The 22,914-nt window shown below is 51.6% G+C and carries 22 protein-coding genes; 16 read left to right on the top strand and 6 right to left on the bottom strand.

The window, feature by feature from the left end:
• Positions 1-59 precede the first annotated feature (59 nt).
• Both F3J30_RS12690 and mntR read right to left on the bottom strand, forming a co-directional pair.
• Positions 60-1,169, bottom strand: a complete 1,110-nt coding sequence (locus F3J30_RS12690; RefSeq protein ID WP_166717455.1) for an anion transporter — start codon at positions 1,167-1,169, stop codon at positions 60-62.
• Positions 1,166-1,639: a manganese-binding transcriptional regulator MntR gene (gene mntR / locus F3J30_RS12685; protein WP_014069462.1), complete on the bottom strand. Its 474-nt coding sequence runs from the start codon at positions 1,637-1,639 to the stop codon at positions 1,166-1,168. Before mntR ends, F3J30_RS12690 begins: the two co-directional genes overlap by 4 nt.
• Before the next feature lie 183 nt (positions 1,640-1,822).
• On the opposite strand from mntR, the gene mntS reads away from it, so the two are divergent.
• Both mntS and F3J30_RS12675 read left to right on the top strand, forming a co-directional pair.
• Positions 1,823-1,951, top strand: coding sequence for a manganase accumulation protein MntS (gene mntS, locus F3J30_RS12680; protein WP_014069461.1), 129 nt, complete (start codon positions 1,823-1,825; stop codon positions 1,949-1,951).
• 279 nt (positions 1,952-2,230) lie between these two features.
• Positions 2,231-3,814 (top strand): phosphoethanolamine transferase, encoded by a 1,584-nt coding sequence (locus F3J30_RS12675; protein ID WP_166717454.1) that lies wholly within the window; start codon positions 2,231-2,233, stop codon positions 3,812-3,814.
• 281 nt (positions 3,815-4,095) lie between these two features.
• Here the strand turns inward: F3J30_RS12675 and ompX are convergent, their stop codons facing one another.
• Positions 4,096-4,614 carry an outer membrane protein OmpX gene (ompX, locus tag F3J30_RS12670; protein ID WP_014069459.1) on the bottom strand — a complete coding sequence of 173 codons (519 nt, stop codon included), beginning with the start codon at positions 4,612-4,614 and terminating at the stop codon, positions 4,096-4,098.
• A gap of 355 nt (positions 4,615-4,969) precedes the next feature.
• Between ompX and rhtA the strand changes: the two genes are divergently transcribed.
• From rhtA to ybiO, 6 genes are all read left to right on the top strand, one after another.
• Positions 4,970-5,857 carry a threonine/homoserine exporter RhtA gene (rhtA, locus tag F3J30_RS12665; protein ID WP_014069458.1) on the top strand — a complete coding sequence of 296 codons (888 nt, stop codon included), beginning with the start codon at positions 4,970-4,972 and terminating at the stop codon, positions 5,855-5,857.
• Between the two features lie 301 nt (positions 5,858-6,158).
• Positions 6,159-6,662, top strand: a complete 504-nt coding sequence (dps, locus tag F3J30_RS12660; RefSeq protein ID WP_014069456.1) for a DNA starvation/stationary phase protection protein Dps — start codon at positions 6,159-6,161, stop codon at positions 6,660-6,662.
• A gap of 361 nt (positions 6,663-7,023) precedes the next feature.
• Positions 7,024-7,767, top strand: coding sequence for a glutamine ABC transporter substrate-binding protein GlnH (gene glnH / locus F3J30_RS12655; protein WP_014069455.1), 744 nt, complete (start codon positions 7,024-7,026; stop codon positions 7,765-7,767).
• A gap of 118 nt (positions 7,768-7,885) precedes the next feature.
• Complete coding sequence (gene glnP, locus F3J30_RS12650; RefSeq protein WP_003858462.1) at positions 7,886-8,545, top strand: glutamine ABC transporter permease GlnP; 660 nt, start codon at positions 7,886-7,888, stop codon at positions 8,543-8,545.
• Positions 8,542-9,264 carry a glutamine ABC transporter ATP-binding protein GlnQ gene (gene glnQ, locus F3J30_RS12645; RefSeq protein ID WP_014069454.1) on the top strand — a complete coding sequence of 241 codons (723 nt, stop codon included), beginning with the start codon at positions 8,542-8,544 and terminating at the stop codon, positions 9,262-9,264. Before glnP ends, glnQ begins: the two co-directional genes overlap by 4 nt.
• A 136-nt stretch (positions 9,265-9,400) precedes the next feature.
• Positions 9,401-11,614 carry a mechanosensitive channel protein gene (gene ybiO, locus F3J30_RS12640; RefSeq protein WP_166717453.1) on the top strand — a complete coding sequence of 738 codons (2,214 nt, stop codon included), beginning with the start codon at positions 9,401-9,403 and terminating at the stop codon, positions 11,612-11,614.
• A gap of 48 nt (positions 11,615-11,662) precedes the next feature.
• On the opposite strand, the gene rlmF is transcribed toward ybiO, so the two are convergent.
• Entirely contained in the window at positions 11,663-12,574 is a 912-nt protein-coding gene (gene rlmF, locus F3J30_RS12635; RefSeq protein ID WP_166717452.1) for a 23S rRNA (adenine(1618)-N(6))-methyltransferase RlmF, read from the bottom strand.
• A 241-nt stretch (positions 12,575-12,815) separates the two neighbouring features.
• Between rlmF and mcbA the strand changes: the two genes are divergently transcribed.
• The 3 genes from mcbA to ybiJ all read left to right on the top strand — a co-directional run bounded on the left by mcbA (position 12,816) and on the right by ybiJ (position 14,016).
• The gene (gene mcbA, locus F3J30_RS12630) at positions 12,816-13,079 is read left to right on the top strand and encodes a DUF1471 family periplasmic protein McbA (RefSeq protein ID WP_166717451.1); all 264 of its coding nucleotides are present in this window, start codon (positions 12,816-12,818) and stop codon (positions 13,077-13,079) included.
• 124 nt (positions 13,080-13,203) lie between these two features.
• Positions 13,204-13,470, top strand: coding sequence for a DksA/TraR family C4-type zinc finger protein (locus F3J30_RS12625; RefSeq protein WP_166717450.1), 267 nt, complete (start codon positions 13,204-13,206; stop codon positions 13,468-13,470).
• Between the two features lie 285 nt (positions 13,471-13,755).
• Positions 13,756-14,016: a DUF1471 family protein YbiJ gene (gene ybiJ, locus F3J30_RS12620; protein ID WP_014069449.1), complete on the top strand. Its 261-nt coding sequence runs from the start codon at positions 13,756-13,758 to the stop codon at positions 14,014-14,016.
• A 117-nt stretch (positions 14,017-14,133) separates the two neighbouring features.
• On the opposite strand, the gene ybiB is transcribed toward ybiJ, so the two are convergent.
• Positions 14,134-15,096, bottom strand: coding sequence for a DNA-binding protein YbiB (gene ybiB, locus F3J30_RS12615; RefSeq protein ID WP_166717449.1), 963 nt, complete (start codon positions 15,094-15,096; stop codon positions 14,134-14,136).
• A gap of 255 nt (positions 15,097-15,351) precedes the next feature.
• Between ybiB and F3J30_RS12610 the strand changes: the two genes are divergently transcribed.
• The 5 genes from F3J30_RS12610 to F3J30_RS12590 all read left to right on the top strand — a co-directional run bounded on the left by F3J30_RS12610 (position 15,352) and on the right by F3J30_RS12590 (position 20,723).
• Complete coding sequence (locus F3J30_RS12610; protein ID WP_166717448.1) at positions 15,352-15,888, top strand: fimbrial protein; 537 nt, start codon at positions 15,352-15,354, stop codon at positions 15,886-15,888.
• Positions 15,889-15,956: 68 nt separating this feature from the next.
• Positions 15,957-16,631: a molecular chaperone gene (locus F3J30_RS12605; protein ID WP_166717447.1), complete on the top strand. Its 675-nt coding sequence runs from the start codon at positions 15,957-15,959 to the stop codon at positions 16,629-16,631.
• 29 nt (positions 16,632-16,660) lie between these two features.
• Entirely contained in the window at positions 16,661-19,204 is a 2,544-nt protein-coding gene (locus F3J30_RS12600; RefSeq protein ID WP_166717446.1) for a fimbria/pilus outer membrane usher protein, read from the top strand.
• Between the two features lie 20 nt (positions 19,205-19,224).
• Entirely contained in the window at positions 19,225-20,214 is a 990-nt protein-coding gene (locus F3J30_RS12595; RefSeq protein WP_166717445.1) for a fimbrial protein, read from the top strand.
• A gap of 5 nt (positions 20,215-20,219) precedes the next feature.
• The gene (locus tag F3J30_RS12590; protein ID WP_166717480.1) at positions 20,220-20,723 is read left to right on the top strand and encodes a fimbrial protein; all 504 of its coding nucleotides are present in this window, start codon (positions 20,220-20,222) and stop codon (positions 20,721-20,723) included.
• On the opposite strand, the gene dinG is transcribed toward F3J30_RS12590, so the two are convergent.
• Positions 20,710-22,887 (bottom strand): ATP-dependent DNA helicase DinG, encoded by a 2,178-nt coding sequence (gene dinG / locus F3J30_RS12585; protein ID WP_166717444.1) that lies wholly within the window; start codon positions 22,885-22,887, stop codon positions 20,710-20,712. The two genes, F3J30_RS12590 and dinG, sit on opposite strands and share 14 nt — an antisense overlap.
• Positions 22,888-22,914 lie beyond the last annotated feature (27 nt).

The following is a 22,914-nucleotide window of genomic DNA, read 5'->3' as shown; positions in this document are numbered from 1 at the left end:
CGTTCACTAAAGCTAGGACGTTGCTATACATTTGCCAGGATAAACTGACAAATAGCGCACTATATGAGAAGGAATAGTCCGAATCCGATCGCCGCGGCCCAGGCCAGCATCGGCAGAGACCATACATGGAATCGCCACCAGATACGGCGGTCGTTAGCCATCCGCAGGGCAATCAGATTGGCAAGCGAGCCAGGCAGCAAACCAAACCCGCCAACGTTTACCGCCCAGGCCAGTAGCACAGTCGGAGGCACATAATTGAGGAGCAAAATGGTTGAAGGAACATTGCTAATAAACTGCGACAAACCGATTGCCGTGAGCCACAAACCTGCCTGCGACAAACCGCTGACACTGTGCAGGACATGCTGTAAAACCGGCAGCTGGATAAGCAGATGGACATCAATAAACATGGTCATAAATACCAGCAACAGCGTCCAGTCCACGCTAACCAGAACACGTCTGGCGAGAATGAAAAATCCGCAGGCAACCAGCCCCACGCCGACCAGCTCTTGTTTCATTTCCAGCGCCGTCAGGAAGACGATATACAGCGCCAGGCAGCTCCAGACCAGCCGCGGTTTCCACTCCGGGCCTGTTGTTCCGCTGTGGTACTGCAATCTCTTATCCGGGAACGCAAACCAGCAAACTACCAGCAACGACACCATCATCACCAGTGCCAGCGGCAGCATCTGCCAGGTGAATGCAGCAAACGACAGACCGGAACGCCCCCACAGCAGAATATTTTGCGGGTTACCAATGGGCGTTAAAAGTGAGCCCGCATTAACCGCCAGTGCTTCAAAAATGATAAGCCGGGTAACCGGGATCTCGCAGAGCTTACGTAACGTAAGGGTCAGTGGCACAACAATAAACAGCGCCACATCGTTGGTCAGGAAGGTCGACAGCATGGCAGCCGACAAGACCATAAACAGCGCCAGCTTGCGCTCGGTGGCAAAGCGGCGCACCATTTTGCGCCCCAGTACGTCAAAATAGCCGCTCAGCTCGACGCCTTTGGTGAGCATCATTAAACCACTGAGCGTAATGATCGTGCGCCAGTCGATAGCTGCCGGCCAGGTGTGAGGTGCAAAAGGGACAAAAAAGCTTAACCCTGCCCCGATAATCAATAAGAGATGAAAGAAACGATCGCGTTTCAGCGCCTGCAATCCCGGGAATGTCATTCCGCAGATGGCCCGTATTTCATGGTGAATTCGTGGAATTTCGCCAGCGTCTCTTCACTGACGTGGTGTTCCATGCCTTCGGCATCCCGGCGCGCAATATCCTGGCTTACGCCCAGTACCAGTAAAAAGTTCTCTACTATCTGGTGGCGCTCGCGGCTCGCATGGGCCAGCTTTTCGCCTTCAGGCGTAAGGAACACGCCGCGCCAGGGGATCATTTCAATTAAGCCCACCGAGGCCAGTCGTTTTAACATTTTGGCGACAGTTGGTTGTGAAACACCCAGACGCGCGGCCATATCTACCTGGCGCGCTTCCCCAACCTCACGAATCAAATCCGAGATCAGCTCAACGTAGTCATCAATTAACTCACGACGATGCGCTTCGCGCACCTGACGAAACCCTTCAACATGCTCTTCAACATTAACCAGTTGCGTCGTTTTTTTTATTGTTGGCTTACCTGCGCGACGGTTCATTGTGTGTCCTCAATGGGGGTGACGCTTCCAGCGCCGTGTTACGAGAGCGCCATTGTAAACCATAGCTGTACAAGCACAAAAAATTAACGAAATAGCCGTAGCTATACAATATAGCCTGTGCTATATCTGTATGTAATGCAGTCACCCTTCACGGATCGAAGGGATCTTAAATCAGGAGGTCTTATGAACGAATTCAAGAGGTGTATGAACGTGTTTACTCACTCTCCCTTTAAAGTACGGTTAATGCTGTTATCGATGCTGTGCGACATGTTTAACAACAAACCGCAGCAGGACGATAAACCTTCTCATTAAGCGGCGTCGCGGTACGCCGCTTCATTTTTTCGTCACAATCCCCGTGTAAACTGGCTTTCGGCCGCCTAATTCCCGTACTTTTTCGCGGATTTGCAATCCCCCTCGCAAAACATCTGCTTAGCAACTGTTGACCTTATTTACCGCTAGCACTATCTTCGTGCAGCCCTGCACTATTTGCGGCTCGCTGAAGCGGACCCACATTCCCTTTCCACGCACTGTCAGGCAGGCTTTGACCCTTGACGCCAGGGTGAGCACATGGCGTTTTCATGATAGTGACCTATGAATTTAACCCTGAAAGATACACTTGTTACCCGCAGCCGGGCCTTAAGCCCGTGGACGGGATTCTACTTTCTGCAATCGCTGCTGATAAACTTTGCGCTTGGCTATCCATTTAGCCTGCTTTATGCCGTGGCTTTTACCTGCATTCTCCACGTGTTGTGGCGTACTGCTCCGCGCGCGCAAAAAACGTTAGTCGGGATCTGTTCTCTGGTCGCTGCGTTTTATTTTCCGTTTGGCCAGGCCTATGGCTCGCCAAACTTTAATACCCTGCTGGCCCTGCATTCCACCAATATGGAAGAGTCGACAGAAATACTGACGATCTTCCCGTGGTACAGCTACGTGGTCGGCCTCTTTATCTTTGCGCTGGGCGTCATCGCCATGCGCCGTAAACCCGAAGAGAAAAAAACCTGGGGTAAAATTGAACACCTGTGCCTGGTCATTGGCGTAGCGACCTTCTTTGTCGCCCCGATTCAAAACCTTGCCTGGGGAGGTGTGTTTAAGCTCAAAGATACTGGTTACCCGGTTTTCCGCTTCGTGAAAGATGTGGTGGTCAATAACCAGGAAGTTGTTGATGAGCAGGCACGCATGGCTGAGCTTTCAAATATGAAAGACACCTGGAACGTGCTGGCGGTTAAACCGAGGTATCACACCTATGTGGTGGTGATTGGCGAAAGCGCCCGTCGTGATGCGATGGGAGCGTTTGGCGGCCACTGGGATAACACGCCGTTTGCAAGTTCGGTTAATGGCACCTTATTTACCGATTACATCGCCGCCAGCGGCTCAACGCAAAAATCGCTCGGTCTGACGTTAAACCGCGTGGTTGACGGTAAACCGCAGTATCAGGATAACTTTGTCACTCTGGCTAACCGCGCCGGTTTCCAGACCTGGTGGTTCTCTAATCAGGGGCAGATTGGCGAGTACGATACGGCAATTGCCAGCATTGCAAAGCGTGCTGACGAAGTTCAGTTCCTGAAAAGCGGTGATTTTGAAGCCGATAAAAACACCAAAGATGAAGCGCTGCTGAAAATGACCGCTCAGGTCTTTGCCAACCAGCGCACGCAGCCACAGCTGATTGTCTTGCATCTGATGGGTTCGCACCCGCAGGCTTGCGACCGTACTCAGGGGAAATACGCTGAATTCGTTCAGTCGAAGGAAACCTCTTGCTATCTCTATACCATGACGCAAACGGATGAGTTGCTGAGCAAGCTCTATGATCAGTTGCGTAATACCGGGGAAAGTTTCTCGATGGTCTATTTTTCTGACCACGGCTTAGCGTTCAAAGAACGTGGAAAAGAGGTGCAGTATCTGGCGCATGATGACAAGTACCAGCAGAACTTCCAGGTACCGTTTATGGTGCTGTCGAGCGATGATAAAACGCATCGGATCGTGAAGGCACGCCGTTCGGCGAATGATTTCCTTGAGTTCTTCTCACAGTGGACCGGGATTTCCGCAGAAGAGATAAAAAAAGATTACCCGTTTGTTTCGGGTAAGAAGGCTCCCCCAGTGTACATTACCAACTTCAAGTTACAGAAAGTTGACTATAACCACCTGGGTACGGATATCTTCGATATCAAGAGTAAGTGACAATTCCAACAAGCCCAGGCTGCACGAACGCCTCCCTCTCCTCTTTGGGGAGAGGGCTGGGGTGAGGGGGAACATACGGCTGTAGTGGTCATTCCGTTCACTTTACGTTCCTTGCTACTCTGTCACCCCATAACACGTGAACGTGCCCGGGTGGCTCACCGCCACCACCCTGGCGACCCGGGCTCCCGGCAAAAAAATGACTGGGGAAGCTGCATCCCTGTATTTTCCCCATAAAAAAATCCGCCACATTGGGCGGATTTTTTATTGGCTCACCGAAGTGATTAGAAGCGGTAACCTACGCCCGCGATCCAGGTGCCAACGTCAACGCTGCGAATACGGCTCTGCTCATAGGAGAAGTCCAGAGCAACGTTTTCGATTGGGTTGAACTGTAAGCCCGCGCCATAGGAGAAACCGTAGTCGCTGGTGCTTGCAGTGCGGTTAGCACCTTCGTTTTCAGTCTGCTGGAATTTACCGTAACCAACACCCACAACGCCGTAGATGCTTGCCCAGTCGTTCAGACGGTAAGCTGGACCAGCGGTGATACCGTAGTACTGGCTCTTGTTGTAAGCGCTGTTGTCGAAACGGTCTTTCTCAGTGTAAGTGAAGGAACCGATCACACCCAGTGGGTTGTTGTCCTGCTCGTAGCGGTATTTCAGGTTGAAACCGTTAGCTTTGTTCATCACGCCCTGCATATCGCTCTGAGCGTAACCACCAGTAACAGTAGAAGTAGCAGCTACAGCGGTACCTGCGGAAACAGCCAGAACAGCTGCCAGTGCTGAAAGACATGCAATTTTTTTCATAACCACCTCAAATGTGCTTCAAGTAAATCCGTAAGTTTTAAATATATCAAAAATTCTTGTGAAACTCTTTCTGATTCATGATGTCTAATGAAGCCTTTCCTGTAACAGAACGTTTCCAGTATCAGCTATCTCTTTCAAATAACGCAGAATTTCCACATCAAAAATCTAATACTGCGCGTCCATGCCGCTGTATTCATCCAGATTATTCTTAATCTGACAGTCGATAAATCCATCAACGCTTAACCATTTTACGGATTTCACGCATTTTTTTTTCAACGGCGTCTCAACCGTTGCAGCATATTTCCATATACACTGCGGCTTTTACTTCACTTGACATAAATTGACAGGAGAAAGGATGCCAGGGTTATCCCGCAAAACGTCGGTCTGGATGCCGGTTGCAGTCATACTCATCGCCATGCTCTCCATTCAAAGTGGTGCGTCGCTGGCAAAATCGCTTTTTCCGCTGGTCGGTGCGCCAGGCGTAACCGCGCTGCGTATCGCACTGGGTACGGCGATACTGGTGGTCATTTTCAAACCCTGGCGGTTGCGCTTCAAAAAAGAACAGCGCCTGCCCTTGCTGTTTTACGGGCTGTCGCTGGGGGCCATGAACTATATGTTCTACCTCTCTATTCAGACCATACCGCTTGGGATTGCCGTTGCTCTCGAATTCACCGGCCCACTGGCCGTGGCGCTTTTCTCCTCCCGCCGTCCGGTAGACTTTATCTGGGTGGTGTTAGCCGTACTGGGCTTATGGTTCCTGTTACCGCTCGGCCAGGATGTGTCGCAGATTGATTTAACGGGCGCGGCACTGGCGCTGGGCGCGGGAGCCTGCTGGGCGGTCTATATTCTTACGGGCCAGCGCGCGGGTGAAGAGCATGGCCCGGCAACGGTTGCCCTGGGCTCATTAATTGCCGCGATCGTCTTTGTCCCTGTTGGCATGGCGCAGGCAACGGAATCTATCTGGCAATGGTCAGTCATGCCGATAGGGCTTGCAGTTGCCATCCTCTCTACGGCACTGCCCTACTCTCTGGAGATGATTGCCCTTACGCGTCTGCCGACAAGGATCTTTGGAACGCTGATGAGTATGGAGCCCGCGCTGGCGGCGATCTCAGGGATGGTGTTCCTCGGTGAGACGCTGACCTTCACCCAGACACTTGCGCTCTGTTCCATTATTGCCGCGTCAATGGGATCCACGCTGACCCTGCGCCGCGAAAGCAAAGTCGAAAAAATCGATATTAATTGATGAGATTGATTCTGCATGGCGAAATAGCCATGCAGAATATACGCCAGTATCTCTTCCTGTATTATTCATTCACAATTTTCGCATTATTCTGAAATATCATTACCGCGCTGCACCGCACGATGGGAAATAGTAACATTTCTGCAACCAATACATTATCACAATGATAATAAAGACATTTAATTCTCAAGGCTCTCTACGCTATTAAACTGATAGGCAGGACCGAAGCCGCAATATCCTGAACAGGTGCTATACTCTTTTTCGTTAATTACCTGGGACACAAACATCAAGAGGATATGAGATTATGAGTACCGCTAAACTGGTAAAAACGAAATCATCTAATCTGCTTTATACCCGCAACGATGTATCAGATAGCGATAAGAAAGCGACTGTTGAGTTGCTGAATCGCCAGGTGATCCAGTTCATTGATCTGTCGCTGATAACGAAACAGGCTCACTGGAACATGCGCGGCGCAAACTTTATTGCCGTACATGAAATGCTGGATGGATTCCGTACCGCCCTGACCGAGCACCTGGATACCATGGCCGAACGTGCTGTTCAGCTAGGGGGCGTAGCGCTAGGTACAACGCAGGTCATCAACAGTAAAACACCACTGAAAAGTTACCCGCTGGATATTCACACCGTTCAGGATCACCTGAAAGAGCTGGCGGACAGGTATGCGATTGTCGCTAACGACGTTCGTAAAGCGATTGGTGAAGCCAAAGACGAAGACACCGCGGACATCTTCACCGCCGCTTCCCGCGATCTGGATAAATTCCTGTGGTTCATCGAGTCTAACATCGAGTAATCCATACGATTTTTCTATCAAACCCTCGCTTTCGGCGGGGGCTTTGCACTTTTATGGTGCGCATTTTTTTGTTCACCCCCTGCAAAAGTGAACGAAATGTAATAATCACCTCACACAACCGTTAATAGAAGATTGTTTTTTCGTCAGAACCTGCGCTAAATATCACCCCGTCAGTTGACCAAAACGAAGCGCACCAAAAGGGTGCTCCATCTTGGTGCAATAAAACAGGATTGCCACGTTTATTGTGCAACCTGTGACATCATCCTCTTTGCAAAACAACAAGTTGTAAAGTTGGCACGATTTTTTCATGGTGCCTGTTGTTCTCGCAGGGGATCGCCCCGTGGATATAAAAGGAAATGCTATGAAGTCTGTATTAAAAGTTTCACTGGCTGCACTTACCCTGGCTTTTGCAGTGTCTTCTCAGGCCGCCGACAAACTGGTTGTGGCGACCGACACGGCGTTCGTTCCGTTTGAATTCAAACAGGGTGACAAATACGTTGGTTTCGATGTGGATCTGTGGGCCGCTATCGCAAAAGAACTCAAACTGGATTACACCCTGAAGCCAATGGATTTCAGCGGTATCATCCCGGCACTGCAAACCAAAAACGTTGACCTGGCGCTGGCAGGTATCACCATTACTGACGAACGTAAAAAAGCGATCGACTTCTCTGACGGCTACTACAAAAGCGGCCTGCTGGTGATGGTTAAAGCTGACAATAACGACATTAAAAGCGTTAAAGATCTCGACGGCAAAGTGGTTGCTGTAAAAGGCGGTACCGGTTCTGTTGACTACGCAAAAGCAAACATCAAAACCAAAGATCTGCGTCAGTTCCCGAACATCGACAACGCGTACATGGAACTGGGCACCAGCCGTGCTGATGCCGTTCTGCACGACACACCAAACATCCTCTACTTCATCAAAACTGCGGGCAACGGCAAGTTCAAAGCAGTGGGTGAATCTCTGGAAGCACAGCAATACGGTATTGCGTTCCCTAAAGGCAGCGATGACCTGCGCACTAAAGTGAACGGCGCGCTGAAAACCCTGAAAGAGAACGGCACGTACAACGAAATCTACAAAAAATGGTTCGGTACTGAACCTAAATAAATCAACCTGATCCATCAGGTACTGTAAAGCCCGGTAGCGCTTACGCTTACCGGGCCTACAATTTTAGTCATCCCTCTGGCTAAATTTTTGTTTTCACCACGGTATACAGGAATACATCATGCAGTTTGACTGGAGCGCCATCTGGCCTGCCATTCCTCTCTTGCTTGAAGGCGCCAAAATGACCCTGTGGATTTCGGTCCTCGGTCTGGTTGGCGGGTTGATTATCGGTCTTGTCGCCGGTTTCGCCCGCACCTACGGTGGCTGGATTGCTAACCACATCGCACTGGTTTTCATTGAAGTGATCCGCGGTACGCCAATCGTCGTACAGGTCATGTTCATCTACTTCGCCCTGCCTATGGCATTCACCGATCTGCGCATCGATCCGTTCAGCGCGGCCGTTGTCACCATTATGATCAACTCCGGTGCGTACATCGCGGAAATCACCCGTGGTGCGGTACTGTCGATTCATAAAGGTTTCAGCGAAGCGGGCCTGGCTCTGGGTCTTTCACGTCGCGAAACGATCCGCCACGTTATCCTCCCGTTGGCGCTGCGCCGTATGCTGCCACCGCTGGGTAACCAGTGGATCATCAGTATTAAAGACACGTCGCTGTTTATCGTTATCGGCGTTGCTGAACTGACCCGTCAGGGCCAGGAGATTATTGCTGGCAACTTCCGTGCGCTGGAAATCTGGAGTGCGGTAGCCGTTGTCTATCTGATTATCACTCTGGTTCTGAGCTTTGTTCTGCGTCGTCTTGAAAGAAGGATGAAAATCCTGTGATTGAATTTAAAAACGTTTCCAAGCACTTTGGTCCAACCCAGGTGCTGCACAATATCGATTTAAATATTAAACAGGGCGAAGTGGTGGTCATTATCGGGCCCTCTGGATCCGGTAAATCTACCCTGCTGCGCTGCATCAACAAGCTGGAAGAGATAACCAGTGGCGACCTGATTGTCGACGGCCTGAAAGTCAATGACCCGAAAGTGGACGACCGTCTGATCCGTCAGGAAGCAGGAATGGTGTTCCAGCAGTTCTACCTGTTCCCACACCTGACGGCGCTGGAAAACGTGATGTTTGGCCCACTGCGCGTGCGCGGGGCCAACAAAGCGGCAGCAGAAGCGCTGGCGAAAGATCTACTGGCGAAAGTTGGTCTGGCGGAGCGTGCGCACCACTACCCTTCTGAGTTGTCCGGCGGCCAGCAGCAGCGTGTAGCGATTGCCCGCGCGCTGGCAGTGAAACCGAAAATGATGCTGTTTGATGAGCCAACCTCTGCACTCGATCCTGAGCTGCGCCACGAGGTGCTGAAAGTCATGCAGGATCTGGCAGAAGAAGGGATGACGATGGTTATCGTTACCCACGAAATCGGCTTTGCCGAGAAAGTGGCTTCTCGCCTGATTTTCATTGATAAAGGCCGTATCGCTGAAGATGGCAACCCGCAAGAGCTTATTGCGAACCCGCCAAGCCAGCGTTTGCAGGAATTCCTGCAACACGTTTCCTGATACACCTTTCAGCCACAAGGCCGGGTCAGCGAAAGCTGCACCCGGCTTTTTTTTGCCAGATTGTTCCCAAAAATCCTCCACCGCCTCCTGCCTTCTATACTTATCATTTCATTCGACATTTTCACCGGAGGACGCCGTGCCGTGGATACTGTTGCTTGTACTTAGCCTGTTTTGCGCCCCTTCTCTTGCGGTCGCGATCCCGGGCGTTACCACCGGAACCTCGTCCACCGCGCAGAATACGCCCCCACCAGAACCTGATGCCGAACAGAAAAAAGCGGCCTATAGCGCGCTGGCCGATATCCTTGAGAATGATACTTCACGCCAGGCGCTCATCGGCCAGTTACGTAACGCTGCCGCCACACCGTCTCAGGAGCCTGTCCCCGCTATTGCGCCGCCAGAGACAGCTGAACAAAAAACGGTGCTGGAAAATGTTACCGAGGTAAGCCGGCACTACAGTGAAGCCCTCTCTTCACGCTTTGCCCAGCTCTGGCGCAACTTAATTGGTTCTCCGCATAAGCCTTTCAACCCGCAGACTTTTACCACTGCGGTGAGCCATTTCCTGATGCTGGCAGCCATTGTGTTTGCTTTTTACTGGCTGGCACGCCTGTGCGCCTGGCCGCTGTACCGCAAAATGGGTCAGTGGGGACGAAAAAAGAACCGCGACAAGGGCAGCTGGTTTCCGTTACCGCTAATGATTACCGGCGCATTTATCATTGATTTACTGCTGCTGGCCCTCACCCTGTTTGTCGGGCAGATATCGAGCGACGCGCTGAATGCCGGCAGTAAAACCATCGCCTTTCAGCAGGCGCTGTTCCTGAACGCATTTGCCCTGATTGAGTTTTTTAAGGCGCTGCTACGCCTCATTTTTTGCCCGGGCGTACCGGATCTTCGCCCTTTTGCCATTCAGGATAAGAGCGCTAAATACTGGGCTCTAAGGTTGAGTATTCTCAGCGGGTTGATTGGCTATGGGCTGCTGGTTGCCGTGCCAATCATTTCTAATCAGGTGAATGTCCAGTTCGGCGCACTGGCCAACGTGTTGATCATGCTCTGTATTACCGTCTGGGCGTTGTACCTGATCTTTCACAATAAAAAGCACATCACCGAAAGTCTGCTGCAACTGGCCGACCGTTCACTTTCGTTCTTCAGCCTGTTCATACGCGCCTTCGCACTGGTGTGGCACTGGCTGGCAAGCGCTTACTTTATTGTGCTCTGTTTCTTCTCCCTGTTTGACCCGGGCAACAGCCTGAAATTTATGATGGGAGCCACGTTCAAAAGCCTGGCCATTATCGGCATTGCTGCCTTCGTTTCGGGCCTGCTTTCACGCTGGATCTCAAAAACTATCACCCTGTCACCACAGGTTCAGCGCAACTACCCGGAGCTGCAAAAGCGGGTGAATGGCTGGGCGTCGGTATCCCTTAAAGTGGCGCGGATCCTTACCGTCTGCGTTGCCGTGATGCTGCTGCTGAACGCCTGGGGGCTGTTTGATTTCTGGAACTGGCTGCACAACGGTGCGGGGGAAAAGACCGTCGATATTCTGATTCGCATCGCGCTGATCCTGTTCTTCTCAGCCGTAGGCTGGACGCTGCTGGCGAGCCTGATTGAGAACCGTCTGGTTTCAGATATTCACGGCAGGCCGCTGCCGAGCGCCCGTGCCCGCACGCTGTTAACTCTGTTTCGCAATGCGCTGGCGGTCATTATCAGCACCATTACCATCATGATTGTATTGTCAGAAATAGGCGTGAATATTGCCCCACTGCTGGCCGGTGCCGGCGCGCTGGGGTTGGCGATCTCCTTCGGGTCGCAAACGCTGGTGAAGGATATTATTACCGGTATCTTTATTCAGTTTGAGAACGGCATGAACACTGGGGATCTGGTGACTATCGGGCCATTAACCGGCACGGTCGAACGGATGTCCATCCGCTCCGTCGGCGTGCGCCAGGACACTGGCGCGTACCACATTATTCCGTGGTCATCGATTACCACCTTCGCTAACTTCGTGCGCGGTATTGGCTCCGTAGTGGCAAATTACGATGTCGATCGCCATGAAGATGCCGATAAAGCAAAGCAGGCGCTACAGGCCGCGGTGGAAGAGTTACTGGAGATGGACGGCATTCGGGGGCTTATCATTGGCGAGCCCTCTTTTGCCGGTATTGTCGGGCTTACCAATACGGCGTTCACGCTGCGTGTGTCGTTCACCACCCAGCCGCTTAAACAGTGGACCGTGCGATTTGCGCTCGACAGCATGGTGAAAAAACACTTTGATCTGGCGGATGTGCGAATGCCGGTGCAGACCTATCAGGTGTTGCCATCACCGGCATCAGCGCCACCGCCGCAGGAACCGACGCTGTAGCCGTGTTGCCGGGCGGCGGCCTCGCCTTACCCGGCCTACACAAGAGGATTATTTGCTGCGTTTGTTATCGTCCATAAACGACCACGCGATAAAGCGGCTCTGCTTCTGGCCTTGCGCCATCTCTTTTTTCACCACTTTAACCGCACCCGCTTCCGTTAACGCACGATACAGCGGCGGCAGGTTGTCCCCGCGAGAAACAAGGGTTGTAAACCATTTCACCTGACGGCCAAATGCTTTGCTTTGGGCGATCATTTTGAGAATGAAGGCTACTTCGCCACCCTCACACCACAGCTCCTGCTGCTGGCCACCAAAATTCAGTGCGCCATCTTCAGCCTGCCCCAGATTACGGCGTTTACGCTCGCTGCCAGCACGCGCAGAAGCCGCAGAGTCATGGAATGGCGGGTTGCACAAGGTAGCATCGTACTGCTCATTTTTATGAATAATGCCGTTAAAAATATCTGCGGCATCTTTCTGCCGACGCAGTCGAATGGCACGGCTGAGTCCGGCATTGGCATTGATAATCGCCTGCGCACTGGCGAAAGCACTGGCGTCAATTTCCGTTCCGGTAAAACGCCAGCCGTATTCATGCGCGCCAATCAGCGGATAAATCAGGTTCGCGCCAGTGCCGATATCCAGGATCGTGGCCTGTTTCGGGATAACGCCTGCGTAATCTTCAGCCAGCAAGTCGGCAAGATGATGGATATAATCCGCACGCCCAGGCACGGGTGGGCAGAGAAAGCCTTCGGGAATATCCCAGTGCGCAACGCCGTAATAGTGGGCAAGCAACGCTTTATTGAGCATTTTGACAGCCTGCGGATCGGCAAAGTTAACCGACGGTTCACCCGCAGGCGTTTGCACAATAAAGTCCTGCAACGGTGGGCAGCTCAGGCACAGCGCCTGCATATCATAACGGCTGCGGTGACGGTTACGCGGGTGCAACCCCGGCTTTTGGGAAGTCATGGCATTCTCCTTTAAACAGCGGCGTAAGATACCCTTTGCCGACTCCAGGGTAAATATCTCTGTGCATGAGGCAAAATTACGAAAAAAATCAGTGGCCTGTATGTCTATGATCTGTCAGTGATTTGTCAATTTATATCGTTCAAAAAATAAGCAGATCATCATCAAATATTTGCTCTAAATCACACTCTGCAAGCTTCTAAACTTACTGAGGATCACCCGTTGTCATTCAGAGGATGTGATTATGAAGAAATACCTGACACTCATCGTCATCACAGGTGCACTGGCTGGAGCATCTTTCTCCGCCTGGTCTGTTGAAACGCTATCACATGGCGATACCGGGCAGTTGCGCCCTTCAGGCACCGTTTCCGTAACAGGTGCAGCCAATCTTGACGACCTGCAAGCGAAACTCGCCGAAAAAGCGCGTGAAGAAGGTGCTAAAGGCATTGTGGTTAATTCTGCTGGGGGTGAAAACCGTATGTACGGTACAGCCACTATCTACAAATAAGCTCCCTCCTGATAAAGAGCTGCATCTGCCCGGCAGATGCGGTTCTCTTTTCCTCCACCTTGACTGTACGTTTTTTAACCCCATAGTAATCTTATGAGGTACATCCCCTGTACAGGAGTAGGCAATGGCTTCCGGTTGGGCAAATGATGACGCGGTCAACGAACAGATCAACAGTACAATTGAAGATGCTGTCGCGCGCGCTCGCGGTGAGATACCGCAGGGTGAAAGTTTAGAAGAGTGCGCAGAGTGCGGCGCTCCGATTCCTGAGGCACGGCGTAAAGCCATTCCCGGCGTACGGTTATGCATTACCTGTCAACAGGATAAAGATTCGAAAAACTCATCTTATGCGGGATATAATCGCAGAGGATCGAAAGACAGCCAGTTACGTTGACTTTCATTTACGTAAGATAACCGCGCAAGCGGTTTCCTTTACGCTCACGAAATTTTCCGCCACGCGTAGCAAAATGTGCCCTTCATTCTGGCTCTGTAAAGCGCAGCGACAAGAAGTGTAAATCCCGCTTTTGAATTTATTAATATTCAATAACTTATTTGTCATTCAATTTTTTTGAGCAATGCCGTCAATTCTCTTCGATTTTATCCTCCGCAAAAAAACGTGATACTTATCACATCGACGGAACATCGTCCCCTTAACAGAATAACCTGCGAGAGATTAACTATGAAAACCATCAAATATGCTGTTGCTGCTGTTGCCCTGTCTGCTCTGTCCTTTGGCGCGTTCGCCGCAGAAGCTGTCTCCTCTGCCGAGGCGCAGAATATGAATAAAATCGGTGTGGTCAGTGCTGAAGGTGCAACCACTCTGGACGGTCTGGAAGCCAAACTGGCTGCGAAAGCTGAAGCGGCGGGTGCAAGCGGTTATACCATTACTTCCGCAAACACCAACAACAAACTTAGCGGTACTGCGGTTATCTACAAATAACCGAACAGAATTATGCTCCACACTCGCTATACCCTCTGGCGAGTTGCTCCACCCTCATTGACCCTGTTGTTGTTACCCTTGCTTGCCCGTCCGCCACTGAACGGGCTTTTTTTTTGCCTAAAATGACTGCTCAACGCGCTTAAGCCCGGCTTCCACCGTTTCAGCTTCACCCGTTGCATACAGGCAACTGGCCATTTGCAGCTTAATGGAGTGCGGAACGGGGACATTCCCGGCAAGGCATTGTTCAATCCAGTGTGCGGTCGTATGCGGATCTTTCGCTGACGGCAACACCACATCTGAATTCTCTTCACCACGCTCCAGAACGGCACGCATACCTGCTGAATCAATCAGCATAAGCTGCGGACAACGCTGCGGATTGGCGTAAACCTCGCCTTCGGTCCCGTGCATCAACAGCGCCCGTCCACCGATATCCTCAAAGAAGTTAGCGACACGCGTGACATATTCGGGATGCGACACGCTGGAAAGGCGCAGCGCTGCATCTTCCGCAAATGGCGTCGCCAGTTTCGCCAGCGTGTGCGCGCTGTTACGCACGCCCATACGCCAGCGCATATCCAACTGCTTTTCCAGTGGCGGACACAGCGCCCGAACCGGAATATACACCGGCTGATGCCCGTCCAGTTTCGCCTGTGCCTGGCCTGCGTGCAGGGTCGGTTCAATGCCCAGCATCTCGAAAATGGTTTCAGTCAGAACGCGGGTTGGATCTTCGCTTACACCATGAACGACCACCGGGAATCCCAGCTTGTGTAACAGAATGGCCAGAAGCGGTGTCAGGTTCGCCTGTTTACGCGCACCGTTATAACTTGGAATGACAATCGGCATAGGCTTTGCCACGGGCGGCGTCAGACGAAGCGTTTGCGCCTGCATCGCTTCATAAAAGCCGCGCATTTCGGCCTCACCTTCGCCTTTAATGCGCAGCGCTATCAGGATGCCGCCCATTTCAAGCTCCGGCACATCGCCATTCAACATATGCGTATACAACGCGTGAGCTGTTTCCTGATCCAGGTCGCGGGCATGATTTTTTCCACGCCCTACCTCTTTGATAATTTTGCGATAATCCACGACATTTCTCCTGACAACATCATCTTGTTAACAATATAGCCCTGAAGATGCGCTGGCCGATAGTTTTTTATCACCGCAATCAAGATCTTGATTTTATGGAAGATAATGAAACACAAGGTTTATTTCAATTATTTGTGATTTCTATAGAAGATTCTTAAGCATACCTTTTTTGATTAAATAGTCGCCGAAACGTTAAGAGGGGAACGGTAAAAACGTCCAGATAACGTATTTACCCGAAACACACCAGGATTGATTATGAACAAGGTTGCTTTAGGTTTTTGCATCGCTGCAACGGTGGGATGTTCTGCATCCGCATTTGCGGCAACAAACGGTGAAGGGCAGATTAACTTCACCGGTGAAATTGTTGATTCTGCTTGTCAGGTGGTTAATGGATTAAGCGATCCATTAAACGTGCAGTTAGGCAAAGTCTCTAAAACGGTATTTACTGGTGCAGGCTCTACCAGTACACCGACGAAGTTTGACATTCAGTTAAAAGATTGCCCGGAGACAGTGACCACTGCCGCAATTAATTTCGGCGGTACACCAGATGCGAATAACAGCACCACGCTGGCATTGACAGCAGATGCTGATGCGGCAACCGGTGTCGCTATTCAGTTGCTTGATTCGTCAGAACAACCCGTCAGCTTATATACCCCTTCCCGCCAGTATCCGCTGAATGCAGGAAGTACGGTCAACGATCTGGAATTTGCAGCGCGTTATATTCAGACACAGGCTGCCGTTACGGCTGGCCCTGCTAATTCCGTATCAACTTTCACCGTTATTTATAACTGATATTATCAATCGGAAGATATTAGCTTTTTCACAGAGCTAATATCTTTTATTTATGTTGAGAAATATTCATGCGCCACGGCTATTTGCTAAGCACTCTTTTATTGGTAGCAGCAACAGCACATGCCGGTGTCATTATTAATGGCACCCGTCTGATCTACCAGGGAGATAAAAAGGAATCCTCTCTTGGCCTTTCAAACCCAGATTCAACGGATTATCTGGTACAGTCATGGGTTGATTCTGGCAATAAAAATAATGCCGCTGCCCCATTTTTGATCACCCCTCCTCTGTTTCGCCTTAATGCGAAAGAGGATAACGTCCTGCGCGTCGTTCGCACCGGTGGGAATTTACCTGAAGATCGTGAATCACTGTACTGGATGAATATTAAAGCGATTCCTTCATCGAAACACGTCGAGGGGGTGAACACGCTACAGCTCGCCATTAATACACGCATCAAATTACTTTACCGCCCTTCTTCCATTAAGGGTAAACCCGAAGAGGTTGCGGATAAACTGGAATGGCACCGTGAAGGAAACGACCTGGTCGTCAATAACCCGACACCTTTCTACATGAATTTCCAGAACGTAGCGATTAACGGCCACAAAATCACTAAGGCTACCTGGGCTGTCCCTGAAACCGGGACGCATATTGCTCTACCCGCACATACCGGTGGCAATATTGTTACGTACTCCATTATTACCGACTACGGCAGCATCAGTAAAACCTGGACAAAGTCTGTTCATTAATCTCACGATAAAACATCATTAAAATAATCATGTACAGCCATAAAGAGCCGTTTCCCTGCAAATTTTTCACGCTGCTGACTCTGCTATGTGGTCTGGTAGTGGTGTGTTTTGCACAACACGCGCGGGCTGATGATTATTTTAACCCGGCACTGCTGGATATTGATAACCCTCTGCAGAGCAAAACTGATTTATCCCTATACGACAAGGGGCCAGGACAGGCCCCCGGTAAATATCAGGTCGCGATCTACATTGATAATAATAAAATCGATACCCGTGAAGTGACGTTCAAATTACAGCAGGAAAAACAGGGAAGCAGTTCGCTTCAGCCGTGTTTTAGCCTCGAAGATTTAAAAAGCCTCGGCATAAAAACAAAAAAATACCCAGCGTTAATGGTAAAGGGCGAATGTGCAGATTTACGCGCGATCCCTTCGGCATCGGCATCGTTCCATGTACGCAATCAACAGTTGATGCTGAGTATTCCACAAACGGCATTGGGCCAGGTGCCACGCGGCTACATTGACCCAAAAGAGTTCGACGAAGGGATCACCGCAGGCCTGCTCAACTACAGCGCAAACGCCAGCCAGAGCCATTCGCGTATACAAGGCGAGCAGGATAACAGTAACCAGTATATCAACCTGCGCCCCGGTTTTAACATCGGCGCCTGGCGCATTCGCAACTACTCTACCTGGAACCGCAGTACCACGGGCCACGATAAGCAGCAAAAATTCTCCTCCGTCTATACCTACGCCCAGCGCGATATCGTCTCGATGAAAAGCGATCTCACCGTCGGGCAGAGCTCTTCGCCTGCCGATGTGTTCGACAGCGTACCCTATACCGGGGTGCAAATTAATTCCGACAGCGACATGCTGCCGGACAGCGAAAAAGGCTATGCGCCGATTATTCGCGGTACTGCACACAGTAACGCGCTGGTGATGGTTCGCCAGAACGGCTACGTCATTTACCAGAACACCGTCGCACCTGGCGCGTTTGAAATTAACGACCTCTACCCTACCGGCAGCAGCGGCGATTTACAGGTTACGGTTAAAGAGACCGACGGGAGCGAAAGCCATTTTGTGGTGCCCTACGCGTCAGTCCCGGTATTGCAGCGTGAAAAAAACCTGCGCTACAGCGTTACCGCAGGCCGCTATCGCTCGTATGACGACAACGTCGAGAAAACACCGTTTGCCCAGGGTAGCGCAATTTACGGCTTACCTTACGGATTCACCGCTTACGGCGGCGTGCAGCAGAGCAGCCATTATCAGTCTCAGGCTGTGGGTATTGGTAAAAACATGGGTGATTTGGGTGCGTTCTCACTCGACGTCACCCGCGCAAAGGCATTGCTGAAAAAACAGCAGTCCAGCAAAGGGCAGTCTATGCGTGTCCGCTACAGCAAAGATTTTGCGGGCTCGGGAACAAACTTTTCCGTAGCGGGCTATCGCTACAACAGCAAAGGGTTCTACACGCTGGAAGACACCATGGAGTCTTATACCCGTGCTGATGACTGGTCGGCACCTCAGCAGCGCCGCGATCGAGAAGAAGCCACAATCGACCAAACGTTGCCAGAAGGCTGGGGCTCCATGACGTTGAGCCTGGTCAAAGAGACTTACTGGAGCCAGAGCCAGGACATGGCCTCAATGAGCGTCAGCTACAACAACAGCTGGCACGGCGTGAGTTACAGCCTGAGCTACAGCATGAACAAAAATACCAATGACAGCGATGAAAACGGGGAGTCCGTCACCAACGACAACCAGTTTTCCCTGAGCGTATCTGTTCCGCTCGACCACTGGATGCATAACACCTGGGCGACTTACAACCTGAACAATAGCAAAGAGGGCACGACGCAGAACATTGGCCTTAACGGCACGGCGCTGGCCGAAGATAACCTGAACTGGAACATCCAGGAAGGGCTTAGCGACACAGGCAGCGGCAGCTCCACCAGCATGAACGCTGACTACAAAGGGACGTATGGCGAACTGAGTGGCGGTGTGAGCCAGGATAAATACCAGCAGACGGTGAACGTGGGTATGCAAGGTGGCGTCATTGCCCATGCCAATGGCATCACTCTGAGCCAGCCTCTCGGTGAAACCATTGCGCTGGTGAAAGCGCCGGGTACACACGGTACGCACATCACTAATCAGACGGGCGTTGAAACAGACTTCCGCGGCTATACCGCAGTGCCATTTGTAACGGCCTACCGCCACAACACCATTGCACTGGATACCGAAACATTGCCAGACGACGCCGACGTTACCCACGCCGCACAAGTGGTTACCCCAACTCGCGGGGCAGTAGTTCGCGCCAGCTTTAACACCCGTGTGGGCAGCAGAGTCTTAATGCTTCTCACGCAAAACGGTAAACCGCTGCCCTTTGGCGCAACGGTGACCACACAAGACAAGGACAGCGAGTTCATTGTTGGCAGCGGCGGCCAGACTTACCTCTCCGGTATGCCTCAGCGCGGAACACTCTCGGTGTCATGGGGTGAAAGCGCCAGTGAACACTGCGTCGCTGAATATGCACTGACGGATGAGAAAGATAAAAACAGCATCATTAACGCTGCCGCGCAGTGTCATTGATTTACCGTGAAGGTTTCACTATGCAGATAATTAAACAATGTTTTTTCTTACTGATTCTGGGTACCGCGGCGTTATTTATGCCTCATGCCAAAGCATCGTGCGACACACCCGATCTGCCAAAGCTGATCAACGTCACCACCATATCGATCTCTACCACGCTGCCAGTAGGCGCGACCATTCCAGGGACTGAACAAACCGTGCATATTGCAGGTAACTGCTACGGTACAAACAATTATGGACTGCCCATTGTCTCTTGTTTTTACGGTACGGGTGGGGAGATCCCAGGGCTTTCTGGCGTATATGAAACAGGTGTCGAGGGCGTTGGCGTTGCGTTGATGAACGATAAAGGCCAGCGTATAACCGGTGCTGGCGGCGTTTACTGCAACTCAAGCAGCACGCCACTGGGGTATATTTCTCAGGATGTGAGTCAGTCATTTGATTTTAACGTAACGCTAGAGTTGGTTAAGACTAGCGATACCGTCAAGTCTGGAGCGCTCTCGCAGGCACAAACAAAGTTTGGTGTTGGTGTTTATGAACATGAGGGAATTGGTAACCCTAATACCATTTCCTACTCAGGAAACGTTAATGTCCAGACAGTGACTTGCTCCGTTTCACCTAAAAACCTCACCGTTCAACTAGGCGATTTCCCGCTCAGCGATTTTATTGGTGTGGGCACACTTTCTTCACCCGCTCAGAGTTTTAACGTCACCGTCAATTGCAATACCACTGTACAACCCGAAGTAAAGATCGTCAGCGCCAACGGGTATGAATCGGGGTTTGAGGGCGTGATCAAATTAACTCAGCAAACCGGGATGGCGACAGGTGTCGGTGTGAGAATGCTATTCGACGACAATATCGCCACCTTCGATCAATACGTCACGACCAAAAGCGAGGCCGTGGCAAACCAAACGCTGGATATCCCATTCCAGGTTCGCTATCAACAGACAAGCGACGAGGTCACTCCCGGGCCTGCCAACACCGTTGCTACTATCACTCTGGCTTATAAGTAATCATTATAAAAAAAATCATACTTTTCGTTGCAATGGGCGTGATGGCACAGGCCAATGCGGATGATATCCAGGTTCAGATGGTCGGTAATATCTATGCGAACACGTGCGTTATCGACAGCGCCAGCAAAAACCTCACTGTCGATCTCGGTCAGGCTGCGTCCAGCAATTTCAAGGATGTGGGGGATACGGGTGAGTGGAAAGACTTTTCACTCAGTGTCTCGCATTGCCCAAAAACCCTGACCCTGGCAACAGCCTTTTTCTACGGCCAGGCAGACAGCGTACATCCAACAAAATTTGCCAATGTCGGCAGTGCCAAAGGGCTTGCGCTGGAGTTAGCCGATCGCCAGGACAAGATACTTATCGCGCCTCAGGCCAGTTTTAGTGCCCTGATTAACCCATCCGATCACACAGCCACTTTCCCGTTGGCTGCACGCTACTACGCTACCTCCATGCCGGTGAGCGCGGGTACGTTCAGCAGCCTCGTGCAGGTGACATTCACTTACCAGTAGGACCGCGCCCCTTAGTACGGAGGCTTTTCCTGCGCCCGGTAGTCAGTTTAACCGGGCGTTTTTTTACTTCGGGGACGTCAGGCTGATCGATGGGGAATATCGGTAGCGCGTTCAGCAAGCGTTGACCGTAGTTCTTCGTTAACAAGCGCTTATCATAAATCACCACCTCGCCCCAGCAACCGTGGCTACGGATTAGACGCCCCACCTGCTGAATCAAATTAAACGACGCCGCAGGCAGGCTTTGCACTTCAAATGGATAACGATTAAGGCTTTTTAGCCATTCACCTTCGGTGATCACCACCGGGCTATCAATAGGCGGGAAGGCAATTTTATGGATGTGAACCTGCGTCAGATAGTCACCTTTCAGATCTAGCCCTTCTGCAAAGGACTGCAATCCAACCAGCACGCTGCGCTCACCGTTGTCGATGCGTTTGCGGTGCAGTTCTACCAGCCGATAGCGCGGCTGATCGCCCTGAACCAGCAGCAGTAAACGCAGATCGGTAACATGTTCCAGAAAGCGCTGCATCGCGCGCCCACTGGCAAACAGCACCAGCATCCCTGGGTATTTTTTACTTTCTACTTGCTCACTGAAATAGGCGGCCATTTCGGCAATATGCTGCTCTTCGTTGTCGATAAGCGGTTCGTACTTCATGCGTGGGATCACCAGTTTTCCCTGCTCGCAGTGGTTAAACGGCGAGTCCAGTGCCACGAAGCGATCGCCCGCTTTCTCTTTCAGGCCGCTCATCTCCTGCAAGCGCGAAAAACTGTTCAGGGAACGCAGAGTGGCAGACGTCACCACCACATGCGGCACACTGCGCCAGATAAGCTTTTCCAGCTGATCGGCCACGCGGATACCCACGCAGTGGAAAAACAGATGTGCCTGGCCGTCTTTCACTTCACGGGTCGCCCATTTGGTGACCGGTGCGCCTGAAGCCTGCACCATCGAGGCCAGGCGCCACAACTTGCTTTGCGCTTCAAACATCCCCAGCGCGCGGTTCATCTGGAGAAGAATACGGTGTAATCGCACCACATCATGCGTGCCGGTTTTCTCACTGAGATCGTTTAAAAACATCTCCGCCAGCCCGCGTAATTTTTCAAGGTGCTTCGCCAGCTGCTGACAAATCTCCATCACTTCATCCGGGAGTTCGCCCATCGCAAAGCGGTGTTCAGCCTCCTGCGTTGCCGGAAGCCAGAGATTGAGGATGTTATTGAGTGAGGCTATAAGGCTATAAACCTCTTCGCAGTGCTCGCTCAGACGCTCGGGCACTGCCAGCGGTGGCGTGGTTTTCGGGCGGAACTGCTCCATGCAGGTCGCGACGAGTTTGCAGAACAGATCCAGCTGCAAGCGAAACCACGGTGCGGTTATTTCAGCACTCATTTCCAGCGCATCGCGCGCCACGTCAGGCAGGTGGTGGCCTTCATCCAGCACCAATAGCAGGTTTTTCGGCTCTGGCAATACTGCTTCGCTTTCAAGTGCGGCCATCACCAGCGCGTGATTAGCCACCACCACTTCCGCCTCCTGAATTTCACGGCGAGCGACAAAAAACGGGCATTCGCGGTAGTAGTGACAGTTACGATTCAGGCAGCTGGCTTTATCGGTACTGAGCCGGCGCCACAGATCATCACCAATGGCCTGATCGGTGTGATCGCGCAGGCCATCCCACTTATAGCTATCCAGAGAAACTTTTAGCTTCGCGCACTGATCCTGCTCGGCTTTGTTGTTTGGTGTCAGCTCGTCATCCAGAAATGCGAGCAGATCCTGCTGCGTGGGTTCGCTACTGGCGAGCGCCGCCAGGTTACGCGGGCAGACATAACGCCCGCGCCCAAATGCTGCCGTAAAGCGCAGGTCCGGGATAATTTTGCGCAGCAGCGGTAAATCTTTGCTGTAGATCTGATCCTGCAACGCCACGTTGGCGGTACTGACCACCAGCGTTTTTTGTTCTTCACGGGCGATGGCAATACCGGGGATCAGGTACGACAGGGTTTTGCCGACTCCCGTGGGGGCTTCAATCGCCAGATGTCGCCCGTCGTCCCCGGCGAGCGTTTTGGCCACGTCAGCAATCATCTGCCGCTGCGGCGCTCGGGGGATAAAGTCGGGGATCTGCTGCTGTAACGCCTTATACCAGGCGCCAATTTGCGCTTTTAGCGCAGCGGTTAAAGCCATCGGAAAACCTGAAATACTGTATAAACA

It is taken from the genome of Enterobacter sp. Tr-810, from assembly GCF_011752765.1.
Lineage (GTDB): Bacteria > Pseudomonadota > Gammaproteobacteria > Enterobacterales > Enterobacteriaceae > Enterobacter > Enterobacter soli.
The sequence above is the reverse complement of the archived record's forward strand: the minus strand, read 5'-3'. Positions and strand labels throughout refer to the sequence as shown.